General features: G+C 69.9%; 19 protein-coding genes. 10 read left to right on the top strand and 9 right to left on the bottom strand.

Translation table 11 applies throughout. From position 1 onward, the window contains the following. Positions 1-72 precede the first annotated feature (72 nt). From ACTMO_RS0104815 to ACTMO_RS0104810, 3 genes are all read left to right on the top strand, one after another. On the top strand, positions 73-1,527 hold the full coding sequence (locus ACTMO_RS0104815) for an RNA polymerase sigma factor (RefSeq protein WP_169509096.1): 1,455 nt from the start codon (positions 73-75) through the stop codon (positions 1,525-1,527). A gap of 152 nt (positions 1,528-1,679) precedes the next feature. Further along, positions 1,680-1,940: a hypothetical protein gene (locus tag ACTMO_RS22800; protein WP_157062791.1), complete on the top strand. Its 261-nt coding sequence runs from the start codon at positions 1,680-1,682 to the stop codon at positions 1,938-1,940. Positions 1,941-2,082: 142 nt separating this feature from the next. Then, positions 2,083-2,277, top strand: coding sequence for a DUF7455 domain-containing protein (locus ACTMO_RS0104810; protein WP_019853532.1), 195 nt, complete (start codon positions 2,083-2,085; stop codon positions 2,275-2,277). A 96-nt stretch (positions 2,278-2,373) separates the two neighbouring features. On the opposite strand, the gene ACTMO_RS0104805 is transcribed toward ACTMO_RS0104810, so the two are convergent. Then, a complete protein-coding gene (locus tag ACTMO_RS0104805) occupies positions 2,374-4,155 on the bottom strand; it encodes a DEAD/DEAH box helicase (RefSeq protein WP_026448883.1) in 1,782 nt (593 codons plus the stop codon). 590 nt (positions 4,156-4,745) lie between these two features. On the opposite strand from ACTMO_RS0104805, the gene ACTMO_RS0104800 reads away from it, so the two are divergent. Further along, positions 4,746-5,738, top strand: a complete 993-nt coding sequence (locus ACTMO_RS0104800) for a YihY/virulence factor BrkB family protein (RefSeq protein WP_019853530.1) — start codon at positions 4,746-4,748, stop codon at positions 5,736-5,738. A gap of 21 nt (positions 5,739-5,759) precedes the next feature. Here the strand turns inward: ACTMO_RS0104800 and ACTMO_RS0104795 are convergent, their stop codons facing one another. Then, a complete protein-coding gene (locus tag ACTMO_RS0104795) occupies positions 5,760-6,014 on the bottom strand; it encodes a DUF3039 domain-containing protein (protein WP_019853529.1) in 255 nt (84 codons plus the stop codon). 58 nt (positions 6,015-6,072) lie between these two features. Then, positions 6,073-6,399 carry a DUF3099 domain-containing protein gene (locus tag ACTMO_RS0104790; RefSeq protein WP_019853528.1) on the bottom strand — a complete coding sequence of 109 codons (327 nt, stop codon included), beginning with the start codon at positions 6,397-6,399 and terminating at the stop codon, positions 6,073-6,075. A 165-nt stretch (positions 6,400-6,564) separates the two neighbouring features. Here ACTMO_RS0104790 and ACTMO_RS0104785 point away from each other — a divergent pair, with 165 nt between their 5' ends. From ACTMO_RS0104785 to ACTMO_RS0104770, 3 genes are all read left to right on the top strand, one after another. Next, the gene (locus ACTMO_RS0104785; RefSeq protein ID WP_019853527.1) at positions 6,565-8,082 is read left to right on the top strand and encodes a DUF7782 domain-containing protein; all 1,518 of its coding nucleotides are present in this window, start codon (positions 6,565-6,567) and stop codon (positions 8,080-8,082) included. Further along, on the top strand, positions 8,079-8,504 hold the full coding sequence (gene dtd, locus ACTMO_RS0104780) for a D-aminoacyl-tRNA deacylase (protein WP_019853526.1): 426 nt from the start codon (positions 8,079-8,081) through the stop codon (positions 8,502-8,504). Before ACTMO_RS0104785 ends, dtd begins: the two co-directional genes overlap by 4 nt. Positions 8,505-9,240: 736 nt before the next feature. Then, positions 9,241-10,212, top strand: coding sequence for a sigma-70 family RNA polymerase sigma factor (locus ACTMO_RS0104770; protein WP_019853525.1), 972 nt, complete (start codon positions 9,241-9,243; stop codon positions 10,210-10,212). A 92-nt stretch (positions 10,213-10,304) separates the two neighbouring features. Here the strand turns inward: ACTMO_RS0104770 and ACTMO_RS0104765 are convergent, their stop codons facing one another. The 5 genes from ACTMO_RS0104765 to ACTMO_RS0104745 all read right to left on the bottom strand — a co-directional run bounded on the left by ACTMO_RS0104765 (position 10,305) and on the right by ACTMO_RS0104745 (position 16,714). After that, on the bottom strand, positions 10,305-11,036 hold the full coding sequence (locus tag ACTMO_RS0104765) for a tyrosine-protein phosphatase (protein ID WP_157062790.1): 732 nt from the start codon (positions 11,034-11,036) through the stop codon (positions 10,305-10,307). A gap of 176 nt (positions 11,037-11,212) precedes the next feature. Continuing rightward, a complete protein-coding gene (locus tag ACTMO_RS0104760) occupies positions 11,213-11,692 on the bottom strand; it encodes an LptM family lipoprotein (RefSeq protein WP_026448882.1) in 480 nt (159 codons plus the stop codon). 113 nt (positions 11,693-11,805) lie between these two features. Then, the gene (locus ACTMO_RS0104755) at positions 11,806-14,499 is read right to left on the bottom strand and encodes a bifunctional acetate--CoA ligase family protein/GNAT family N-acetyltransferase (RefSeq protein ID WP_019853522.1); all 2,694 of its coding nucleotides are present in this window, start codon (positions 14,497-14,499) and stop codon (positions 11,806-11,808) included. A 133-nt stretch (positions 14,500-14,632) separates the two neighbouring features. Then, a complete protein-coding gene (locus ACTMO_RS0104750) occupies positions 14,633-15,811 on the bottom strand; it encodes an acetoin utilization protein AcuC (RefSeq protein WP_019853521.1) in 1,179 nt (392 codons plus the stop codon). A 51-nt stretch (positions 15,812-15,862) separates the two neighbouring features. Next, positions 15,863-16,714, bottom strand: coding sequence for a sulfurtransferase (locus ACTMO_RS0104745; RefSeq protein WP_019853520.1), 852 nt, complete (start codon positions 16,712-16,714; stop codon positions 15,863-15,865). Positions 16,715-16,889: 175 nt separating this feature from the next. On the opposite strand from ACTMO_RS0104745, the gene ACTMO_RS0104740 reads away from it, so the two are divergent. The 3 genes from ACTMO_RS0104740 (at position 16,890) to galE (ending at position 19,877) form a co-directional block, all read left to right on the top strand. Next, positions 16,890-17,585: an iron-dependent transcriptional repressor DtxR gene (locus ACTMO_RS0104740; RefSeq protein ID WP_019853519.1), complete on the top strand. Its 696-nt coding sequence runs from the start codon at positions 16,890-16,892 to the stop codon at positions 17,583-17,585. Further along, positions 17,582-18,766, top strand: a complete 1,185-nt coding sequence (galK, locus tag ACTMO_RS0104735) for a galactokinase (RefSeq protein ID WP_019853518.1) — start codon at positions 17,582-17,584, stop codon at positions 18,764-18,766. The genes ACTMO_RS0104740 and galK overlap by 4 nt, the downstream gene beginning before the upstream one ends. A gap of 142 nt (positions 18,767-18,908) precedes the next feature. Beyond that, the gene (galE, locus tag ACTMO_RS0104730; RefSeq protein ID WP_019853517.1) at positions 18,909-19,877 is read left to right on the top strand and encodes a UDP-glucose 4-epimerase GalE; all 969 of its coding nucleotides are present in this window, start codon (positions 18,909-18,911) and stop codon (positions 19,875-19,877) included. A gap of 32 nt (positions 19,878-19,909) precedes the next feature. Here galE and ACTMO_RS0104725 read toward each other — a convergent pair whose 3' ends face one another. Beyond that, positions 19,910-20,995, bottom strand: coding sequence for a DUF4192 domain-containing protein (locus tag ACTMO_RS0104725; RefSeq protein ID WP_019853516.1), 1,086 nt, complete (start codon positions 20,993-20,995; stop codon positions 19,910-19,912). Positions 20,996-21,066: the final 71 nt, after the last annotated feature.

Here is a 21,066-nt window from a genome sequence, read left to right as displayed (position 1 = left end):
ACGTCTCGTAGGGCTCGAACGGTGGGTTGTCCCCGACCCCTGGCGGCCGAGGTTTCGCGCCCCCGGCCAGCCCTGGCAGACCGTCGCGAAAGGGCGTACGTGGCAGCCGCAGAAACCGCAACCCGACGCTCCGGCTCCGCTGCAGCATCAGGCGGGGTCCGGTCCGAGCCCAGCAAGAAGACGACTTCCACCACGGAAGCCACTTCCGGAACCGAGGCCGACGAACCGAAGAAGTCCTCGTCGGGAAGGAAGACGTCCAAGGGCTCCACTGGGACCAAGTCGAGCGGAACCAAGTCGACCAGCCGCAAGAGCACCTCGAAGTCGACGGCCAAGAAGGGCACGAAGTCGTCTTCGAGCAAGAGCGCCTCCACCTCGAAGTCCGGTTCGTCCGCGGACCAGGCCGGCGCCGAGACCCTGGGGATCGACGAACCCATCGAGACGGACCTCACCTCTCCGAACATCGGGGACCTCGACGACATCGAGGTGGACATCCCCGAGGAACCCGAGGTCGTCGAGGACGAGGAGGGCAAGACCGACCCCGACTTCGTCTGGGACGAGGAGGAGTCGGAGGCGCTCCGGCAGGCACGCAAGGACGCCGAGCTGACCGCCTCGGCCGACTCGGTGCGCGCCTACCTGAAGCAGATCGGCAAGGTCGCCCTGCTCAACGCCGAGGAGGAGGTGGAGCTCGCCAAACGTATCGAGGCGGGCCTCTACGCGGCCGAGCGGTTGCGCCAGGCCGAGGAGGCCGGCGAGATGCCGCCGCTCCAGCTCCGCAGGGACCTGCGCTGGATCGTGCGGGACGGTGAGCGTGCCAAGAGCCACCTGCTCGAAGCCAACCTGCGTCTGGTGGTCAGCCTGGCCAAGCGCTACACCGGCCGGGGCATGGCCTTCCTCGACCTCATCCAGGAGGGCAACCTCGGACTGATCCGCGCGGTGGAGAAGTTCGACTACACCAAGGGCTACAAGTTCTCCACCTACGCCACCTGGTGGATCCGGCAGGCCATCACCAGGGCCATGGCCGACCAGGCCCGCACCATCCGGATCCCGGTCCACATGGTGGAGGTCATCAACAAACTCGGCCGGATCCAGCGTGAGCTGCTGCAGGACCTCGGCCGGGAGCCCACCCCCGAGGAACTGGCCAAGGAGATGGACATCTCCCCGGAGAAGGTGCTGGAAATCCAGCAGTACGCCCGGGAGCCCATCTCGCTCGACCAGACCATCGGCGATGAGGGCGACAGTCAGCTCGGTGACTTCATCGAGGACTCCGAGGCCGTCGTCGCGGTGGACGCGGTGTCGTTCACGTTGCTGCAGGACCAGCTGCAGTCGGTGCTGCAGACGCTCTCCGAACGCGAGGCGGGCGTGGTCCGACTGCGTTTCGGTCTCACCGACGGACAGCCGCGCACCCTGGACGAGATCGGACAGGTCTACGGCGTCACCCGGGAACGCATTCGACAGATCGAGTCCAAGACCATGTCGAAGTTGCGGCACCCCTCGCGTTCGCAGGTGCTGCGCGACTACCTGGACTGAATGGTCGGCCGGCGGCCTCGGGCCGCCGTGCCCGCGCCCCGCACTCCCGGTTCCCCAGCCCGGTCGAGTGCGGGGCGCTTTTTCGTTCCCCTCCCCCGGGCGGGGACGCCGGGACCACTCCCTCCAGCCGGGAGGGACGGGACAGCCACGGGGTGACCTACGACACTTTTCGCTCCACCACCCGGAAAGATCCCACCGAAATCCCGTTCGCCCACAGCGGAAAAACATCCAGAAAAAAGCGAAATACCGCCCCGAAAAAGCATCCGGAGGGCGTGGTCGAGGGGCGAACAACCGCCGAACACCCCAAAAACGAAAGCTATTTTCGCAGGTCACAAGGGTACTTCAGTGATCGACTACGCTGTGTTCCCGATCACTGGGCCATCCGGGCATTTTCCGGTGACGCACATCGCTGATCGTCTCTGGAACAGTGACGCGAGGCCATGTGTCTGTAAGAGTGGAACGTGCGACACCGGCCCCGTCGCCAGCGGGCTACCGGTGGTTGCAGCAGGATCGAGGCGTCGGGTACCCCCGGCGCCGGGACGGAGGGAGATTCCCATGCCCGAGACGCTCACCCGCCCCGAGTTGACCGCCGCCGACCGCTGTGACCGCTGCGGGGCCGCCGCAAAGCTCAGGGCAGTTCTCCAGTCCGGCGGAGAGCTGCTGTTCTGCGGACACCACGCCCGGGAATTCAAGGCCGGTCTCAGTGAGGTTGACGCGGACCTGCAGGAAGACGAGCAGATCGAGCTCTGACTCAGGTAGGACGAGGCAACGCCCGGCCGAAGACGGTTTCGGCCGGGCGTTGCTTTTCGTGTCGGGGCTCCGGGGAGAGCACCACGGGACCGTGACTCACCAGGACCGGAGGGTGGCGATCCGCTCCTCCAACTGCTCGACGCTCGCCGAGGCCGTGGGGGGACCCCCGCAGGTGCGTCGCAGCGCACCGTGTATCACCCCGTAGGGCTTGCCCGTGCGCTGGTGGTACAGCGAAACCAACGTGTTGAGTTCCTTGCGCAGGGCCTTGAGACGCTCCTGAACGCTCTGTGGCCGTTGCTCGGCCGCCTTCTCCCGCTCCTGTGCCGCCTTGGCGGCCGCGTCCTCCTTGTGGCGCTGTTCGCGCCGATGCACCTGCTGGATCTGCTGCTGCTGGCGCTGCTGCAACAGGGCGCGCACCTGCTCGGGTTCGAGCAGCCCCGGCAGTCCCAGGTAGTCCTGTTCTTCCTCTGTGGTGGCGAAGGCGGCCGTACCGAAGGAGGAGCCGTCGTAGATGACCTGGTCCAGTTCCGCGTCGGCGCTCAGGGCCGTGTACGGCTGTTCGTTGTCCGGCTCGTCCCGCTGCCGGTTGGCCTCGACCAGCTCCCGGTCGTTCCAGCCCTCCTTCTCCCGCTGGGGCTTGCCCAACACGTGGTCCCGGTCGGCTTCCAGCTGGCTCGCGAGGTCCAGCAGCACCGGGACGCTCGGAAGGAAGATGCTCGCCGTCTCACCGGACTTGCGGGCCCGCACGAACCTGCCGATCACCTGGGCGAAGAACAGCGGGGTGGAGGCACTGGTCGCGTAGACCCCCACGGCCAGCCGGGGGACGTCGACCCCTTCGCTGACCATGCGCACGGCCACCATCCACCGCTCGTCGGACTCGGAGAACCGGGCGATCCGGTCCGAGGCCTGCGGGTCGTCGGACAGCACCACCGTGGGCTCGGTTCCGCTCACCCGGTGCAGCGTCTTGGCATAGGCCCGTGCGCTCTTCTGGTCCGAGGCGATCACCAACCCTCCGGCGTCGGGCATCCCGCCACGACGCAACTGGGTCAACCGGGTGTCGGCGGCCTGGAGCACGGAGGGGATCCACTCCCCACCGGGGTCCAGGGCGGTGCGCCAGGCCCGTGCGGTCTGCTCGGCGGTCAACGGCTCCCCTAGCCGGGCCGCGAACTCGTCGCCCGCGCTGGTCCTCCAACGGGCCTCGCCGGAATAGGCCAGGAAGATCACCGGGCGGACCACCCCGTCCCGCAGCGCCTCGGCGTACCCGTAGGAGTGATCGGCCCGGCTGCGCTGCGCTCCGTCCGCGTCCGGTTCGTAGGTGACGAAGGGGATCGGGTTGTCGTCGGAGCGGAACGGAGTCCCGGTGAGGGTGAGCCTGCGGGCCGCGGGGGTGAAGGCCTCGCGGATCGCGTCACCCCACGACTTGGCGTCCCCGGCGTGGTGGATCTCGTCCAGAATCACCAGGGTCTTGCGTCGTTCGGTGCGCACTCTGTGCAGATTCGGGTGGGTGGCCACCTGGGCGTAGGTGAGCACGACACCGCGGTAGTCGGCCGAGGTGGTTCCGTCGGAGTTGCTGAACTCGGAGTCCAGCGGGATCCCCGCTCCGCCGGAGGCCAGCGCCCACTGGTGCTTGAGATGGTCGGTGGGGGTGACCACCGTGACCGCCTCGACGGTGCGGTCGGCGATCAGCTCCGCAGCCACCCGCAGCGCGAACGTGGTCTTGCCCGCTCCCGGTGTGGCCACGGCCATGAAGTCCCGGGGCTTAGTCGCCAGGTACTTCGTCAGCGCCCTGCGCTGCCAGTCACGCAGCGGCCTGTCGTGGGCCCGGGACGGATCACTGAGTACCGAACGAACGGACTGGTCAACCTGCGTTTCGGACACGCCCGTCTGCCGCTCCCTTCCGATCAACACCGTTCGACAGGCAAAGCGGCGCTCGGTCCACCGCACCACGAGTGACATCACCCGCTTGTCGAACTTTCGGACCCGCACCCACGACGGAGCGGAAAACCCCGCCGCCGGGCACGGATGGACACGAACGGATCACGCCGGGCGGAGACCCCGACGGCACCGGCACTCGTCCGAAAGCGCCCCTTCCGCGGAACGGACGGAGACGCGTCCGGACACGACGGTCGCGCGTACGAGGAGCACGACCTGGCGAGTCCTCCGCGGACACGAACCACGAACCGTTCGTTACCGTGCGAAAAGCCGGAAATCCGACTTCCCGGCCAGCGGTGGGAGGCACTCCCGAGGCACACCTGCCGGTGGGGCACCGTGTGTCGCCGTCGCCGAGAGGGGAGCCTACCGCTTTCGTCGCCGCCAACGCGCCGTCCGGGTGGGGCCGGCAGGAAAATGAAGTTCCCGCCACACCCCGAACGGATCACAACCGTGTCAACCTTGGGATCAGCATGGATGCAGCGAGTCCGAACAGCCGACGCCGTTCGGTTGCCCCAGCAGAGGGCACGAGACCTTCCGTGCGGCGCGGATCGCTGCGTGTGGTGACCCGCACCCTGCGGAAGTCGTGGGACGACGACATCCTCTCCGAGTCGGCCGCGGCGGCCTTCTGGCAGACGCTGTCCCTGCCCCCGCTGCTGCTCGGACTACTGAGCAGCATCGGCTTTCTGGGGGACTGGCTGGGCAAGGAGGTCGTGGCCACGGTTCAGCACCGCATCGTCGGGTTCGCCGGAACGATCTTCAGTGCCAGCGTGGTCGAACAGATCATCAGCCCCACCCTCGGCGACATCCTGACCAGCGGTCGCACCCGAGTGGCCTCGGTGGCCTTCCTGCTGTCGCTGTGGGCGGGTTCCTCGGCCCTGGCCTCGCTCATCGACTCGATCACCCTGGCCTACGACCAGTACATGGTGCGCAACGCGCTCTGGCAGCGTGTGCTCGCCCTGCTGCTCTACCTGGCCAGCCTGGTCATGGCGGTGCTCGTGCTGCCACTGACCGCGTTGGGGCCCAGATGGCTGCTCACGGTGCTGCCCACCTGGCTACGCGCGGACGTGGCCACTCTGATCAGGCTGTTCTACTTCCCGGTGACGGGCCTGGTGCTGGTGATCGCTCTGGCGACGCTCTACAAACTCGCGCTGCCCCGCAAGCTGCCGTGGCACCGGGGGCTTCCCGGGGCGCTGCTGGCGATGCTGGTGTTCCTGTGCTCCAGCGTCGGACTCCGGCTCTACATCACCTGGGTGACCTCAACCGGGTACACCTACGGAGCGCTGGCCACTCCGATCGCCTTCCTGCTGTTCGCCTTCTTCATCGGCTTCGCGATCGTCTCCGGCGCCCAGTTCAACAACGCGATCGAGCAGACATGGCCCGCCGGTATGACCAGACGGGAACGCAGGCGTTGGCGTCGCCTGGAGATGCGGCGCGCCGCCCAACGCCTGCGAACCGAGCGGGGATACCAGGCGTGGGGGACCGAAACGACACGAGGTGGGCAGCAGCCCCCCGACTCCGGGACCGCCTGAGCGGATCCCGGCCGGGCGGACTCACTCGTCGTCGCCACCACCCGGAGGAAGCCCCTCGAAGATCTCCTTGCACTCGGGGCAGACCGGTGAGCCCGGTTTCGCGGACTTCGTCACGGGGAAAACCGCCCCGCACAGCGCCACCACGTGACTGCCCATGACCGCGCTCTCGGCGATCTTGTCCTTCTGCACGTAGTGGAAGACCTCGGGACTGTCGTCACTGGTCTGTTCGGTGTTCTGCGGTCTGGTGTCTTCTTCCGGAAGAACGGTCGTCGTCATGACACCATGATGCCGCACCGAAAGCCCCGGTGTCCTCCAGGGCACGGCACGCGGTGGTTCACCGGCTGTCGACGACCCAGTGTGCCGGGTCGTCCAGTTCGCGGCTGCTCCCGCCTCCCCGGAACCGACGGACGTTCTCGCTCTTGCGTGGCGGCCGATCGTTCGCGACGAGCACAGCCATCCAGGGCAGCGGGATGGAGACCGCGATGATGATCAGTGAAAGCCACCAGATCGGATAGACCATGACGGCGGCGATCAGACAGGGAATACGCAGCGACATCATCAACGCGTACTTCTTGCGTCGCGCCGCTTGCTGATCGTCGTAGGACGGCTCGGCCTCGGTGATGAGCACCGGGGTGTCGTCACCACGCTGGAAGCCACTCACGACACCACCTCCACTTTCATCGTCCCACTCACACCCCGGTTCGCGCAGACCGCCCCACGGGTTTTTCCGGGCCGCCCCGCCGCACGATCACCCACCGGAGTGCACGGGACCACGGCAAGGCACGGGTGCGGACGGTGTTCCCGGCGGCCGTGTGAGGATCGCCGCGTGACTGTCGAACTCACACACGACCGCCTCGACCGGCTGCGCGAGGCCCTGCTCGCGGCGGACTACACCGCGGACGGCGTGGTGGAACTGCTGGGTACTCGGGCACACGCGGCCCTGGGAAGAGGGGAACCGGAACCCGCCCTGCGGGCCACGGCCGAACCCGGTCCGCTCAGCAGCCTGGTACGCGTGTTCCTGCTCGGAGAACCGATCGAGTCGGCGGCGGCCGAACGTGCCCTGGATCCGTTGCCCCTGGCCGAGGCCGTGGCCGCCGGCATCCTGGTGGCCGCCGGGGACTCGGTGCGCGCGGGGCTGGACATCCGACCGCACGCCGCGATGGACAACTCGTGGTGGGTCATCTCGGACCTGGACGCCGAGACCCGCCCTCCGGGTGTTCCCGTCACCAGCGATCACGTGCTCGGGGTCGGACGGGCCTCGCTGAGCCTGGTGCGCGCCACCCCGCAGCGCCCCGTCGGCTCCGTGCTGGACGTCGGCACCGGATGCGGAGTGCAGGCGCTGCACGCCTCGGCCCGGGCCGAGCGGGTGACGGCCACCGAAGTCTCGGAACGGGCACGGAAACTGGCCGAGGCGACCTTCCGCCTGAACCGGGTGGAGGTCGAGGTGCTCGACGGCGAGTGGTTCGACCCGGTTGCCGGGCGCGGGTTCGACCAGGTGGTGTGCAACCCGCCGTTCGTGGTGGGCCCGGCCAGAACCGATTTCGTCTACCGGGACTCGGGACTGGCCGGGGACAGGGCGAGCGCCCGGGTGGTGAGTGAGCTGCCCGGGGTGCTCAACGAGGGCGGCACCGGTCACCTGCTCGCCTCCTGGCTGCACCGGGAGGGCGAGGACTGGCGCACCCGCGTGTCGGACTGGCTGCGGGAACCGGACGTGGACGCCTGGTTCGTCCAGCGCGACGTGGCCGATCCCGAGTTGTACGTGGGCACCTGGCTGCGGGACGCGGGAGTGGATCCCCGTTCGGAACCCGGCAGACGCCGCTCGCGGGAGTGGCTGGACTGGTTCGCCGACAACGGGGTGACCGGGGTCGGTTTCGGCTTCGTCACACTGCGCCGCACCCACGGCGGGAACGGTCGAACGGTCTGCGAGGACCTGCGCCACGCCTTCGACGACCCGCTCGGTGCGGAGGCCGACGCGTGGTTGCGCCGCCTCGACTGGCTGCGGGACCGCCCCTCGGCGGAGGAGCTGCTCGGCAGTCGACTGGTCGCCGCGCCGAGCCTGGTGCTGGAACGAGTCAGCTCCCTCGCCGAGGAGGGATGGCGGGAGTTCGTCCACCGCCTGCACCGCACCGACGGGCCGGGTTGGCAACACGAGACCGACGAGCTCGGTGCCCGGCTCGTCGCGGGATGCCAGGGCGCGTTGCCCGCTGACGAGTTGCTGGAGCTGCTGGCCGCCGCCTACGGGGCGGATTCCGCCGAACTCACCCGATCCGCGGAACCGGTTCTGCGCGAGCTTGTCCAGCACGGCATGTTGCTTCCCGCGGAGTGGCAGGAGGACGAACGGTGAGGGCCGTGGTGACCCGGGTGCTGCGCGCCGCCGTGCGCGTGGACGGCAGGACGGTGGGCGGCATCGACGAGCCCGGGCTGCTGGTCCTGGTGGGTGTGACCCACTCCGACACCGAGGAGCAGGCGGGCACGTTGGCCCGCAAGGTGCACGAGCTGCGCGCGCTGCGGGAGGAGCGGTCCTGCGCCACGGCGGACGCGCCACTGCTGGTGGTCAGCCAGTTCACCCTCTACGGCAGCACGCGGAAGGGACGAAGGCCCTCCTGGAGCGCCGCGGCACCCCCGGAACAGGCCGAACCGCTGGTGGAGTCGGTGATCGAGCGGCTGTGGGAACGCGGAGCGCGGGTGGCCACGGGAAGCTTCGGTGCGCACATGGAGGTGGACAGCACCAACGACGGGCCGTTCACCCTCTTGGTCGAAACATAGTCCGGCATCCGGAAACCCGGGACGCGATTCGGATCGCTTCCACCCGGAAAAGGGGTCGTTTCGGAACGGCCCCTTTTCCGGGCGTGCCGAGACTTCGGGATTCGTTCCGGGGGAAAACCCTCCCCGCGGCGAGATCTCGGAAAAAGACCTCCCGCCCGACGACCGGGACGGGGTGCGTCACCGGTCCGACCGGGGAACCCTCTCCGCGAAAAACCCTCACATCTTCTCCGCGGCCGACGTAGGCCCAGCTGGCCGGCCCCGGTCTCCGAAGGTTCTCGGAACCCGGGAGAAGGGATCTGTCGAAGAATGACGTGTTTCTCAGCGAATTCTCAGCCAACACGCCACGAGTGTGACGACGCTGACTCCTTTCGCGCGGAGAACGCGGGAACTAATCCGGCCCCAGAAGCGTTTTCCGTACAGCCAACCTCACCAAGCGCCGGTACTCGGCACCCGAGACCGCACCCCGTCGGTGCGCCCGTCCGGGAGTCGACGGCGGACGAACGACAACGGACATGCGACACGTCACGGAACGAACGTCTCGACAGACCCAGACCGGACAACCACCCCGCCCGCCAGGACGAACCACGCCGACACGAGCAACGACACCACCGGCCACCGCCGTGACCGACGCGGTACGACCTCTTCCCTCTCTCCCGAGCGTACCCGTCCTCCGCGCCCCGCGGTGTCACGTCGGTGCACCGGCTTCCGACAACCAGCCCGTCAGGGAGGTAGCTCTATGACCGCCCCGCAGACTCTCGCCCCGGACGTCGCCAACGAGGCGGACCTCGACAGCCAGGGCCCCTCTGCCGACCTGGTGCGGGTCTACCTCAATGGTATCGGCCGTACGGCACTGCTCAGTGCGCAGGACGAGGTCGACCTCGCGAAGCGTATCGAGGCCGGTGTGTTCGCCAAACACCTGCTGGACACCTCCGAGGACCTGAGCAGGCAGCGGCGTGCCGACCTCAGGGCCGTGGTCCGCGACGGCCAGGACGCGAAGAACCACCTCATGGAGGCCAACCTGCGTCTGGTGGTCAGCCTGGCCAAGCGCTACACCGGCAGGGGGATGCCGCTGCTGGACCTCATCCAGGAGGGCAACCTCGGACTGATCCGCGCGGTGGAGAAGTTCGACTACACCAAGGGCTACAAGTTCTCCACCTACGCCACCTGGTGGATCCGACAGGCCATCACCCGGGGCATGGCCGACCAGAGCCGCACCATCCGGTTGCCCGTCCACCTGGTCGAGCAGGTCAACAAGCTGGCCCGGATCAAGCGGGACCTGCACCAGAAACTGGGCAGGGAGGCCACCGAGGAGGAGGTCGCCGCCGAGGCGGACATGTCCGTGGAGAAGGTGATCGACCTCATGGACCACTCCAAGGACCCGGTGAGTCTGGACATGCCGGTCGGCTCTGAGGAGGACGCCCCGCTCGGCGACTTCATCGAGGACTCGGAGGGAGCCGACGCGGAGAACGCGGTCATCTCCGGCTTCCTCCAGGACGACCTGCGCCGGGTGCTGGACACCCTGGAGGGCCGTGAACAGCAGGTCATCCGCATGCGTTACGGCCTCGACGACGGACAGCCGCGCACGCTGGACCAGATCGGCAAGGCCTTCGGGCTGTCCCGGGAACGGGTCAGGCAGATCGAACGCGAAGTGATGGCCAAACTCCGTCAGGGCGACCGCGCGAACAAACTGCGTTCCTACGCGAGTTGAGCAGTGGGCGCGTCCGGAGGAAAACTCCAGGCGCGCCCACCGGTGGCGCCCTCACCCGTCACGACGAGGGGACGCCGTCCGCACGGACCGACTCAGACCGCGGAGCCGAGCAGCTTGTCCCTCCACCGGTCGATCTCGGCGTCACTCGCACCGTGCCGGATCAGCCATCCCGCGGCGCCCCCCTCCTCGGTGTCCACCGTCCGCAGGAGATGCTCGATCGCCTCGGCCGGAGCCGAGACGAGCTCCCGCACGGCGGACTCGTCCACTCCGGTGGGCATCTCGGGAGCGATGCGTAGTCTGCGCAACACCTGGTACATGTTGCGGTCGGTGTGCACGTAGTCGGCGACGATCGCGTCACGACGCACCCCGGCCGCACTCAGCAGCAACGCGCAGACCACCCCGGTGCGGTCCTTGCCCGCGGCACAGTGCACCAGCACCGGCCCCGGGGACTCCAACACGATCCGGAACACCTCGAGCAGCCTCTTCGGGGCCCGCTCCACCATGCAGCCGTACAACTCGGCCAGCGTGTCCCAGGGATCCGCCCCCGACTCGTCGCGCAAGCCCTCCAGAACCGGCACGTGGTGTACCGTGCTGACCCGTTCGAGCGGGTGGGGACCGGACTTCTCCTCCTCGGTGTCCCGCAGGTCGACCACCGCCGTGGGCGGCCAGGAGGTCGCCCCCTCCGGGGGACGGTCCCCGTCGTACGGGGCGTCACCCCGGTAGAGCACCCCGGACCGCGTGGTCACACCGTCCTCGGCGGGCAACCCGCCCAGATCACGGAAGTTGACCAGGCAGTCCGGACCACTGTCGCTGTGCTCGGTCATGTGCATGCGCCCCTTCGCCGTCGGCTGTCCCCGCACAGGATCGCAGTTCCGAGCACGGGCCTGAAGAGAGCGGCCCCTCAGCCGGGAGCGGGCTCCGTTCCGCGCCGGGGCCGTCCCCGGGGAGATGTGGTTCCCGGGGGGTAGGCCCCGAACGTTGCCGGCGCGGCGGAACCGGCCTACTCGCCGGCAACGGTGGTCTCCCGCTGGGTGAGCACCACCTCCCGCTCCCCGAGCGGGCTGTCCAGCGGAGCGGTCACCGGCGGGTAACGCAGGTCCATCGTGCACGGACCCGCGTCCCGCGGGGTCTCCTCCACCAACTCGACCCCGACCCGCCGTTCCGTCTGCTCGGTCACCCTGGCACGGACCTCGCCGCATCCGCCCTCCTGGCCGGTGACCACGAGCACGGACCCCCCGTTCTGGGTCCACACCTCCCGGGGATATCCCTCCGGCAACGCCGAACCGTCCACCCGCGCGGTGGGAACCTCGGTACGTTCCTTCTCCGGCACGGGCTTGGGCGGCTCGTCACCGCGCGAGGACTCCTGCGTGGCCGGCGGAGGGGGCTGTCCGCCGAAACCGACGTCGGACTGCTGTTCACCGCAGGCGGTGAGAGCGAACAGCACCGCGGCCGCCCCCACCAGGATTCGTAACCGTCTCATGCCCGAAGGACGGAACCCCGACGAACGAGGGTTGCGTGTCCTCCACCCGCTGGCGGGTTCACGACAGCGGAAGTCGGTGCGCCCCCTTGTCCGCCCGCCGAGGTCGGAGAGGCTCAACGCAACCGGCGCGGCCCCGAGTCCGGCGACTCGGAGCTGCGTCCCAGGGTCATCGCCGCGCCGGCCACATACGCCCCCGACGAAGCCGCCAGCACCGGCTCCAGCACCAGTTCCCGCACCTCCGGGAGATCCTCGCCCAGGGTCGCCACACGCAGCACGAGATCCTCCATCGCGGTCATGTCGGCCGGGACAGCCCCGCGGTAGCCGTCGAGCATCGGCGCGGCCTTGGGAGCACGGACCAGGTCCGCCACGTCGGTGTCGGTCAGCGGCACTGCCCGATAGGCCCGGTCACCGAGAAGGTCGTTGGCCAGCCCGGCGAGTCCGAAGGACACGAGCGTCCCGAAGGAGGGATCCTCCATGAGCCTGATGACGCACGAGGTCCCCTTCGGGGCCATCCGCTGCACGTAGACCTCGCCGCTTCCGGCCAGCTCGCACAGGTCCGTGTAGGCGGTGCGTACCACCTCGGCCGTGCCCAGGTCGAGCCGCACCCCGGCCAGGTCCGTGCGGTGCCGCAGCTGTCGACTGGCGGACTTCAGCACCACCGGGAAGCCGACCTGCTCCGCGGCGGCCACGGCGGAATCCACGTCCGAGACGAGCCGGAACGGGGAGACGGTGATCCCGTAGCACTCCAACAGGCGCACCGTCTCGGAATCGGACAGCCTCCGGGTCGTCTCGCGGTCGACCCACTGTTCCACCAGTTCCCGCGCCCGCTCGGGTTCCACTCCCTCCGGGCGGACGAACTCCCCCTGCGGCGCGGCACGCCAGTTCGCGTACCGCACGGCGCGGCCGAGCGCCAGCACGGCCCGCTCCGGGGTGGGATAGGAGGGAATCGAACCGGGTCCCGGGGTCCCGTCCCCACCGGGCACCGCAAGCTCGTCCGGAACTCCCTCCGCGGCGAGGAACGTGCTCACCACCGGCTTGCTGCCCACGGTGTCGGCCTCGTGCAACGCCTCCCGGAGCTGGCGGGCGTAGGTGGCCCCGGGGACGGCGACCGGCGGGGCGAACACCGTCACCAACGCGTCCACCTCCTCGTTCTCCGCCGCGGAACGCACGGCGGCGGCGAACTCCTCGGGGCCGGCCGAGGCCCCGACGTCCACCGGGTCGGTCACCGGACGCAGTCCCTGCTCCAACGCCGCGTCGGTGGCCAGCATCCCGAGGGCGCTCGAATTCCCCACTATCGCCACACGGTCTCCCCGGGGCAGCGGTTGGTGGGCCAGCAGCAGCGCCACGTCGAACATCTGCGCCACGGAGTCGACCCGGATCACCCCGGCCTGGTCGAACAGCGCCTGCACACTCGTCTCGTCGATGCGCACCGAGGTCGCGGCCAGTCCGGCCCGCACCGCGTTGCGCCCCGACTTGACGACCACGATCGGTTTGCTGCGGCCCAGCCTGCGAGCGAGACGGGCGAACTTGCGGGGGTTGCCGAAGGACTCCAGATACAGCAGCACCACGTCGGTGGTGGGATCCGTCTGCCAGTACTGCAGGAGGTCGTTGCCGGACACGTCGGCCCTGTTGCCCGCCGAGACGAAGGTGGAAAGCCCCAGTCCCCGCTCGGTCGCCGCGGCCAGGATCGCCACGCCCAGCGCGCCGGACTGGCAGAAGAACCCGGTACGTCCCCTCCCCGGCAGGCGGGGAGCCAGGCTGGCGTTCAGCCGCTGGCCCGGATCGGTGTTGACCACCCCCAGGGCGTTCGGTCCCACCACGCGCATCCCGTACACCCTGGCCGCGCGCACCATGCGTCGTTCCGCCTCCCGCCCGCTCGGTCCCACCTCGCTGAAACCGGAGCTGACGATCAGCAGCGCCTTGACCCCCTTGGCCAGGCAGGCGTCCAGCACCTCCTCCACACCGCCGGCCGGGATGGCCACCACCGCGAGGTCGATGTCGTCGGGAATGTCCAGCACCGAGGCGTGGGAACGCACCCCACGCACGGCCCGGTGCTCCGGGTTGACCGGGTGCACCGGCACGGCGGAGTCGGCGCCGAGCAGGTTGGCCAGCACCGTGTGCCCGATCTTCTCCGGATCGGTGGAGGCGCCGATGACCGCCACCGCCCTGGGGTGCAGGAGGTTGTGCACGCTGCGCGCCTCAGCCGCCTGCTCGCGGGCTCTGGCCACGGCCAGGGACTCCTCGGTGGGATCGAGCGGGAACTCCAGGTGGACCAGCCCCTCCTCCATCTCCCGTTTGACCCGGTATCCCGCGTCGCGGAACACACGCACCATCTGGGAGTTCTCGGCGAGCACCTCGGCCACGAACCTGCTCAGCCCACACTCCCGGGCCGCGGCGGCGAGGTGTTCGAGCAGGATGGAACCGAGTCCCCGACCCTGGTGGCCGTCCTGCACCACGAACGCCACCTCCGCGGAGTCCCGCTCGGCGAGCCGGTCGAAACGGCCCACGGCCACGATGTCCTCCCCCAGCAACGCGACCAGGGCGACCCTGTTGACGTAGTCCACCCGGCTGAAGCGCTCGACGTCGCGCTGCGGCATACGAGGGTAGGGAGAGAAGTAGCGGTAGTACCGCGTCCGGTCACTGAGTCTGCCGTGGAAGGCGACGAGCTGCTCGGCGTCCTCCGGGACGATCGGCCGCAGACGCACCGTCCCCCCGTCGGAGAGGACCACATCGGCCTCCCAGTGCCGCGGGTAGGCGCCAGCGCCCTCCGTGTCGTCCTCCCGTCGTCCTCCCGGAACGTCTCCCATGGCGGACCTCCCAGCCTCCTGTGTTCACCGCACCCGTTCACGTCGGGCCACGTGGGCCGGACGTGCCGACGAAAAGCTCCCGCCCACGGCTCACCGCCCGAGGCTGCCCGGCGGCTCGCCGCGGAAGGTCGTTTCAGTCCCTGCCGTCGGCGGGATCCAACCCGTGCAACGGGAAAACGGAGTGACGGGTGTCGCGTACGGCCGTGTCGACCCGGTGTTCGTTCACCCCGTCCCACGGGGTGAACGCCGGATCCATCCCGTCGGTCAGCGTGCTCGGCAGCGCCCTGTTGCCGGCCACCTCGCTGGTGTGGGCGGTCCACTCGGCGGGGATGTTGCACGACGGCGCGAGATCCCGGTCCAGGGCGAGGGCCAGCAGGTGTGTCCAGGACCTGGGGACCACCCGGTACAGGGCGTACCCGCCTCCACCGAGCACCAGCCACCTGCCCCCCGCGTACCGCTCGGCCAGGTCCCTCAGCATCCCGTAGACGACGCGCTGCCCGTCCACCGACAGCGACAGCTCGGCCAGCGGGTCCTCCCGGTGGGTGTCGGCACCGCACTGGGTGACCAGCACCTGGGGGGCGCACGACTCCAGTATCGAGGGAACCACGGCCCGGAAGGCACGCAGCCACCCGGCGTCGTCCGTGCCGGGAGGAAGAGCCACGTTCACCGCGCTTCCCTCGGCGGGGCCCGCCCCGACCTCGGTGGGGAAGCCGGTGCCGGGCCAGAGGGTGACCGGGTGCTGGTGCAGCGAGATCGTCGTCACCCGGGGGTCGTCGTAGAAGGCGGCCTGGACCCCGTCCCCGTGGTGCACGTCGATGTCCAGATAGGCGATCCGCTCCACCCCGTTGGCCAGCATCCAGGAGATGGCCACCGCGCAGTCGTTGTACACGCAGAAACCGGCCGCGTGGTCGGCCATCGCGTGGTGCAGCCCTCCCGCGAGGTTGACGGCCCGCTTCGCCCTCCCGGACACGATCCGTTCGGCCGCCGCGATCGAACCACCGGCCACCAACGCGGAGGACTCGTGCATCCGGTCGAAGACCGGATTGTCCGCGCTGCCGAGTCCGTGACGCACCTCCGCCGGGTCCGTGTGGGGAGCGGCCCGCACCGCGGCGATGTAGTCGCGGGTGTGCACCCGTTCGAGGTCCCCGTCGGCGGCTTTCTCGGGCTCGCGGAGTTCGATCCCGTCCAGCACCCCCAGCGAGCGCGCCAACCGCATGGTCAGGTCCAGCCGGACCGGATGCAGCGGATGGTTGCCGCCCAGGTCGTAGGACAGCAGTGAGTCGTCCCAGATAACGGCGCACTCGTTGCTCATGGTTGGGCACGCTACCCGGCCGGCCCCGCTCGACACAGTGTTTCCGGGGGCTCAGCCGGGATCGGCTCCGGTCGCCGCGGGTCGGTCCGGGTCGTTCGACCACTCCGACCAGGAACCCGGGTACAGCGCGGCCGGGGCCTGGGGGGAGGTCAGACCGGCGTGTTCGAGCGCCAGCACCACGGAGCAGGCGTTGACGCCGGAGCCGCAGTAGGCACCCACGGACCGCGCTTCGGAAACACCCAGTCGCGTGAAGCGCGTCGCCAGCTCCTCCGGGCGGAGCCACCTGCCGTCGGTGGCGACGTGCTCGGCGGCCGGGGCGTTGAGGGCTCCCGGAACATGGCCCGCCCTGGGGTCCACCGGTTCGCTCTCGCCGCGGTACCGCTGCCCGGCCCGGGCGTCCAGCAACACCCCCTCACGGGCCAGGCGCTGGGCCCGGTCCGCGTCGAGGGTGGGCATCCTCCCGGGGCGGACCACGATGTTCCCCTCGGCGGGACGCGGAGTCCGCGTCGTGGTGGGACGTCCCTCCTCCGTCCAGGCGGCGAACCCGCCGTCCAGCAGGAACACCTCCCGGTGTCCGGACCACCGCAGCAACCACCAGGCACGCGCCGCCACCGAGCCGTCGCCGGCGTCGTAGACCACCACGCCGCGGTCGGAGTCCACCCCGGCCGCCCGCAGGACCTCCTGGAGTCCGGCTGGATCGGGAAGCGGGTGCCGACCCCGTTCGTCCGGAGCCGAAGCCAGCTCGGAGTCCAGATCCACGAACACCGCCCCGGGAAGGTGGCCCCGTTCGTACTCCTCCCTGCCCGGGGGGCCCAACAGGTTCCAGCGCACGTCCAGCAGCGTGGGCCGTGGCTCCTCCACGAGGAACTCGGCCAGCTCGGACGTCGTGATCAGTGGGGTCATCGTCCTCTCCGATCGTGCGGGACGGATCTCACAGCCGGGCAGCGGAATGCGCGTTCCCCCGCCTCCCGTTGCCGACCGGGACGACCACACGGCGGGGCGTGCGAGCCCCGACCGGGCAGCCGTCACTGTCGTCTGTTCCGGCTAACATTGATGGTGGACCGAATGGGGAGCTGGCGTGAACGATCTCATCGATACCACCGAGATGTACCTCAAGACCATCTACGAGCTTGAGGAAGAAGGACTCGTGCCGCTCCGGGCCCGCATCGCGGAGCGGCTGGAACAGAGCGGACCGACCGTCAGCCAGACGGTGGCGCGCATGGAACGGGACGGGCTGTTGTCGGTCGCCGAGGACCGACACCTGGAACTGACCAAGGCGGGACGGGCCCGTGCCATCGGGGTCATGCGCAAGCACCGGCTGGCCGAGCGACTGCTCGTCGACGTCATCGGCCTCGAATGGGAACACGTGCACAGCGAGGCGTGTCGCTGGGAGCACGTGATGAGCGAGGCGGTGGAGCACAAGCTCATCAACCTGCTCGGCAGCCCGAGCACCTCGCCCTACGGGAATCCCATCCCCGGACTCGACGACCTCGGGGTCGGAGAGTCCGCGCCGCTGGTGGACACCGAACTGCAACGTGTGGACGAGATCGCCCGCAACGGTGGGGGACGCGTTCTCGTGTGCCGGATCGCCGAGCACGTGCAGCTGGATCCGGAACTGATGAACGCGTTGAAGTCGGTGGAGGTCGTCCCCGGCAAGGACGTGGAGATCCTCTCCGTGGTGGGCAGCAACAAGCCCATCGACGTCCGCGGCGCGGGCGGGACCACGCAACTTCCCCCGGCCACCGCACACGCGGTACTGGTACGCCCGCGGTGAGCTCGCCGGGGGAGAACGCCGCGGCGTTGTTCGCGGCGGAGCACGGGGGGCCTCCCGAGGGTGTGTGGTCGGCTCCCGGCCGGGTCAACCTGATCGGTGAACACACCGACTACAACGCGGGCTGCGTCTTCCCGTTCGCCCTGCCGCACCGCACCGCCGTGGCGGGACGACGCAGGAGTGACGGGCTGCTCTCGGTGACCAGCCGGGGTTCGGACGGAACACCCCACCGGGCGGGGAGCTTCCCGATCTCCGAGCTCGTTCCCGGAGAACCGTCCGGATGGGCCGGTTATCCGGCCGGGGTCGCCTGGGTGCTCCGGCAGGAGGGATTCGAACCGCCCGGGGCGGACCTGGTCGTGTCCGGGGACGTGCCGAGCGGGGCCGGGCTCTCCTCCTCCGCCGCGTTGGAGTGCGCGACGGCACTGGCGCTGCTGGACACCGTGGACCGTCCCGTGGACGGAACCTCAGCGCCACCGTTGGAGGAGGTGGCGCGCTGGACCTGTCGTGCCGAGAACGAGTTCGTGGGTGCCCCCACCGGCCTACTCGACCAGACCGCCTCGCTGCGCTGCGAAGCGGCCCACGCCCTGTTCTACGACGTCCGATCCGGGCGGAGCCGGCAGGTTCCCTTCGACACGAGTGCCGCCGGGCTGGAGGTCCTGGTCGTCGACACCCGGGTGCGGCACTCGCACAGCGAGTCCGGTTACGGGGACCGCAGGCGGGGATGCGAGCGGGCGGCCGAGCTGCTCGGTGTGTCCGCGTTGCGTGAGGTGGGCACCGACGATCTGGACGATGCCCTGGGAAGAATTCCCGAGCCGCTGCGTCCGTTGGTGCGCCATGTGGTCACCGAGAACGACAGGGTGTGGGCGACCCTGGACCGTCTGCTTCACGGCGCGTGGGTGGAGGTCGGCGCCCTGCTGACCGCCTCGCACCGCAGCCTCCGGGACGACTACCGGGTTTCCTGCCCGGAACTCGACCTCGCTGTCGACGTCGCTCTCCGGGAGGGCGCGCTGGGGGCCCGCATGACCGGGGGCGGTTTCGGCGGTTCGGCCATAGCACTGGTTCCCGTCGCGGAACGCCCCCGGATCGAGCGGGCCCTGTTCGAGGAGTTCGAGCGGCGGGGACGGACCGTGCCGCGTCTGCTCTCCGCCGTTCCCTCGGCGGGGGCCGGCCGGGAACACCCGTAACTCTCCGGGCCTCTCCGGCGGTCTCGGGGGACCCCACCGAGGTCGATAGGTTTGGCGGGGACCGTTCGGCACGTCCGGCTCGGCACCTCAACGGGTCGGACGTCGCCGGGACGAGTGAAGAGACCCCGGAGAGGAGAACACGGTGAAGCTGCTGGTTACCGGAGGAGCTGGGTACGTGGGAAGTGTCTGCGCCGCCCGGCTCCACGAGGCCGGTCACGAGGTCGTGGTGCTGGACGACCTGTCCACCGGCCACGCCGACGCGGTCCCGGAGGGCTGCCGCCTGATAACCGGGGACGTGGCCGAGCGGGCCGGGGAGGTGCTGGCCGAGGGGTTCGACGGGGTGCTGCACTTCGCCGCCAAGTCCCTGGTGGCCGAGTCGATGCGGGAACCGGCGCTGTACTGGGGGGGCAACGTGGTGACCACGTTGCGTCTGCTCGACGCGATGCGGGAACACGGTGTTCGCCGGATCGTGTTCTCCTCCACCGCGGCCGTGTACGGGCAACCCGACTCGGTTCCGATCACCGAGGACGCCCCCACCCGCCCGACCAACACCTACGGAGCCACCAAACTGGCCATCGACCAGGCCATCGGGTCCTACGCCTGCGCCTACGGGATGGCCGCGACGAGCCTGCGCTACTTCAACGTGGCCGGGGCCCACGGCGGCCTCGGGGAGCGCCACACCGTGGAGACCCATCTCATTCCGATCGTGCTCGACGTCGCCCGCGGCCTGCGGGAGCGCGTGCACATCGCGGGGGACGACTGGCCCACCCACGACGGCACCTGCGTGCGGGACTACATCCACGTGCGCGATCTCGCGGAGGCGCACCTGCTGGCCCTGGAGAACTCCGTTCCGGGGGAGCACCGTATCTACAACCTGGGCAACGGAACCGGTTTCTCCGTCCGTCAGGTGATCGAGGCCTGCCGGTCCGTCACGGGTGAGCCGATCCCCGCGGAGACGGCCGAACGCAGGCCCGGGGACCCGGCCACGCTGGTGGCTTCCAGCGAGCGCGCCCACGAGGAGCTCGGATGGCGTCCGCGGCGGTGCGAGATCGAGGAGATCGTGCGCGACGCCTGGGACTTCGTGCGCGGCCGCGGCGAGCAAGGGAGCTGATCCGCCACCGGCGACGGGGCCACCGGTCGTGATCAGCACTCCTCGTGGTCGATCATCATCCGTGCGTCGGCCGCCGTGTCCCGGACGATCTCCGACAGCGTGTCCGGCCCCACCCCGGCGTCGAGGGCCCGCCGCAGCAGTTCACCGAGCCGATGGGCCGGGCGGGTGCGCTCGGCCCGTTCCAGTGCGACGTTGGCCAGGGCCCCGTCCCCTCGCAGATAGGCGGAGAAGGCCAGCAGCACCGCCACGTCGGCGACCTCGGGTTCGGGAGCCTTGCGCACCAGGGTGAACCAGAGCTGCTCGGCCGCCCGCGCCCTGGAGGTCAGGGCCGTTCCCATCGCCAGGTCCCGGACACGGTAGTCGGACAGCGCCACCAGCACCCGCAGCAGGTCCTCCTCGGTGAGCGGTTCCCCGTGTTCCGTGCGTCGGATCGCGGCGAACACCGCCTCCACGTCGGCCACACACATGTCGGCGAGGCCACGGTGGGGGTCGGCCTCGTCCTGGAGCAGGTTCAGTCGCGCCGACCAGCGGGCCAGGGTCTCCTGGGACTCGGGGGCTATCGAGGCGGCGAGTTCCTCCCGGTTCGGGAAGGTCACCGCGCCGGAGACGGCCAACAGCGCCGCCACCGGCGAGCTCCCCGGATCCGGGACGGTTCCGCCGCGTCCGTCCGTGTAGCGGTACCACACCCCACCGGCGCGCACCTCCGGTGTCCACAGGGCCTGGACGAGTCGGATCCCCTCCTCCTCCAACGCAGCGCCGAAGGCCTCGACCAGCTCCCGTCGGGGAAGACCCCGGCCGTCCCCGCCTTCCGGACTCGTCGGGACCGGGGGGATGTGCTCCTGTGGGGAAGCTCCTCCCACGACGGTCACCACCGCCGCGGTGGGCGCGTCCCGCACCACCGGCCCCCGCACCAGCGCGGTGGCCACCTCGGAGCTTCGCCGCGTCGAGGGCAGGTCGATCCGGGCGGTCATTCCCACCCGAGTGGTCTCCTCCGTGTCGTGCAGGGTGGTCACCACCACGGACTCGGAGGGGTAGAAGCCGATCAGGTGGGGGATCGCGGCCACGAACTCGGCCGGGTCGGACAGTCGGACCGTGTGTTGTCTCGCGGAAGAACTCATACTCGCCGTATCGGTGCGGTGCTCCGCCGCGGACATCGGCGATCGAGGGGGTGGTGGACAGCTCGGGCCCA

The organism is Actinopolyspora mortivallis DSM 44261 (genome assembly GCF_000384035.1).
In the GTDB taxonomy this organism is placed as follows: domain Bacteria; phylum Actinomycetota; class Actinomycetes; order Mycobacteriales; family Pseudonocardiaceae; genus Actinopolyspora; species Actinopolyspora mortivallis.
This window is presented reverse-complemented; position numbering and strand designations above follow the sequence as displayed.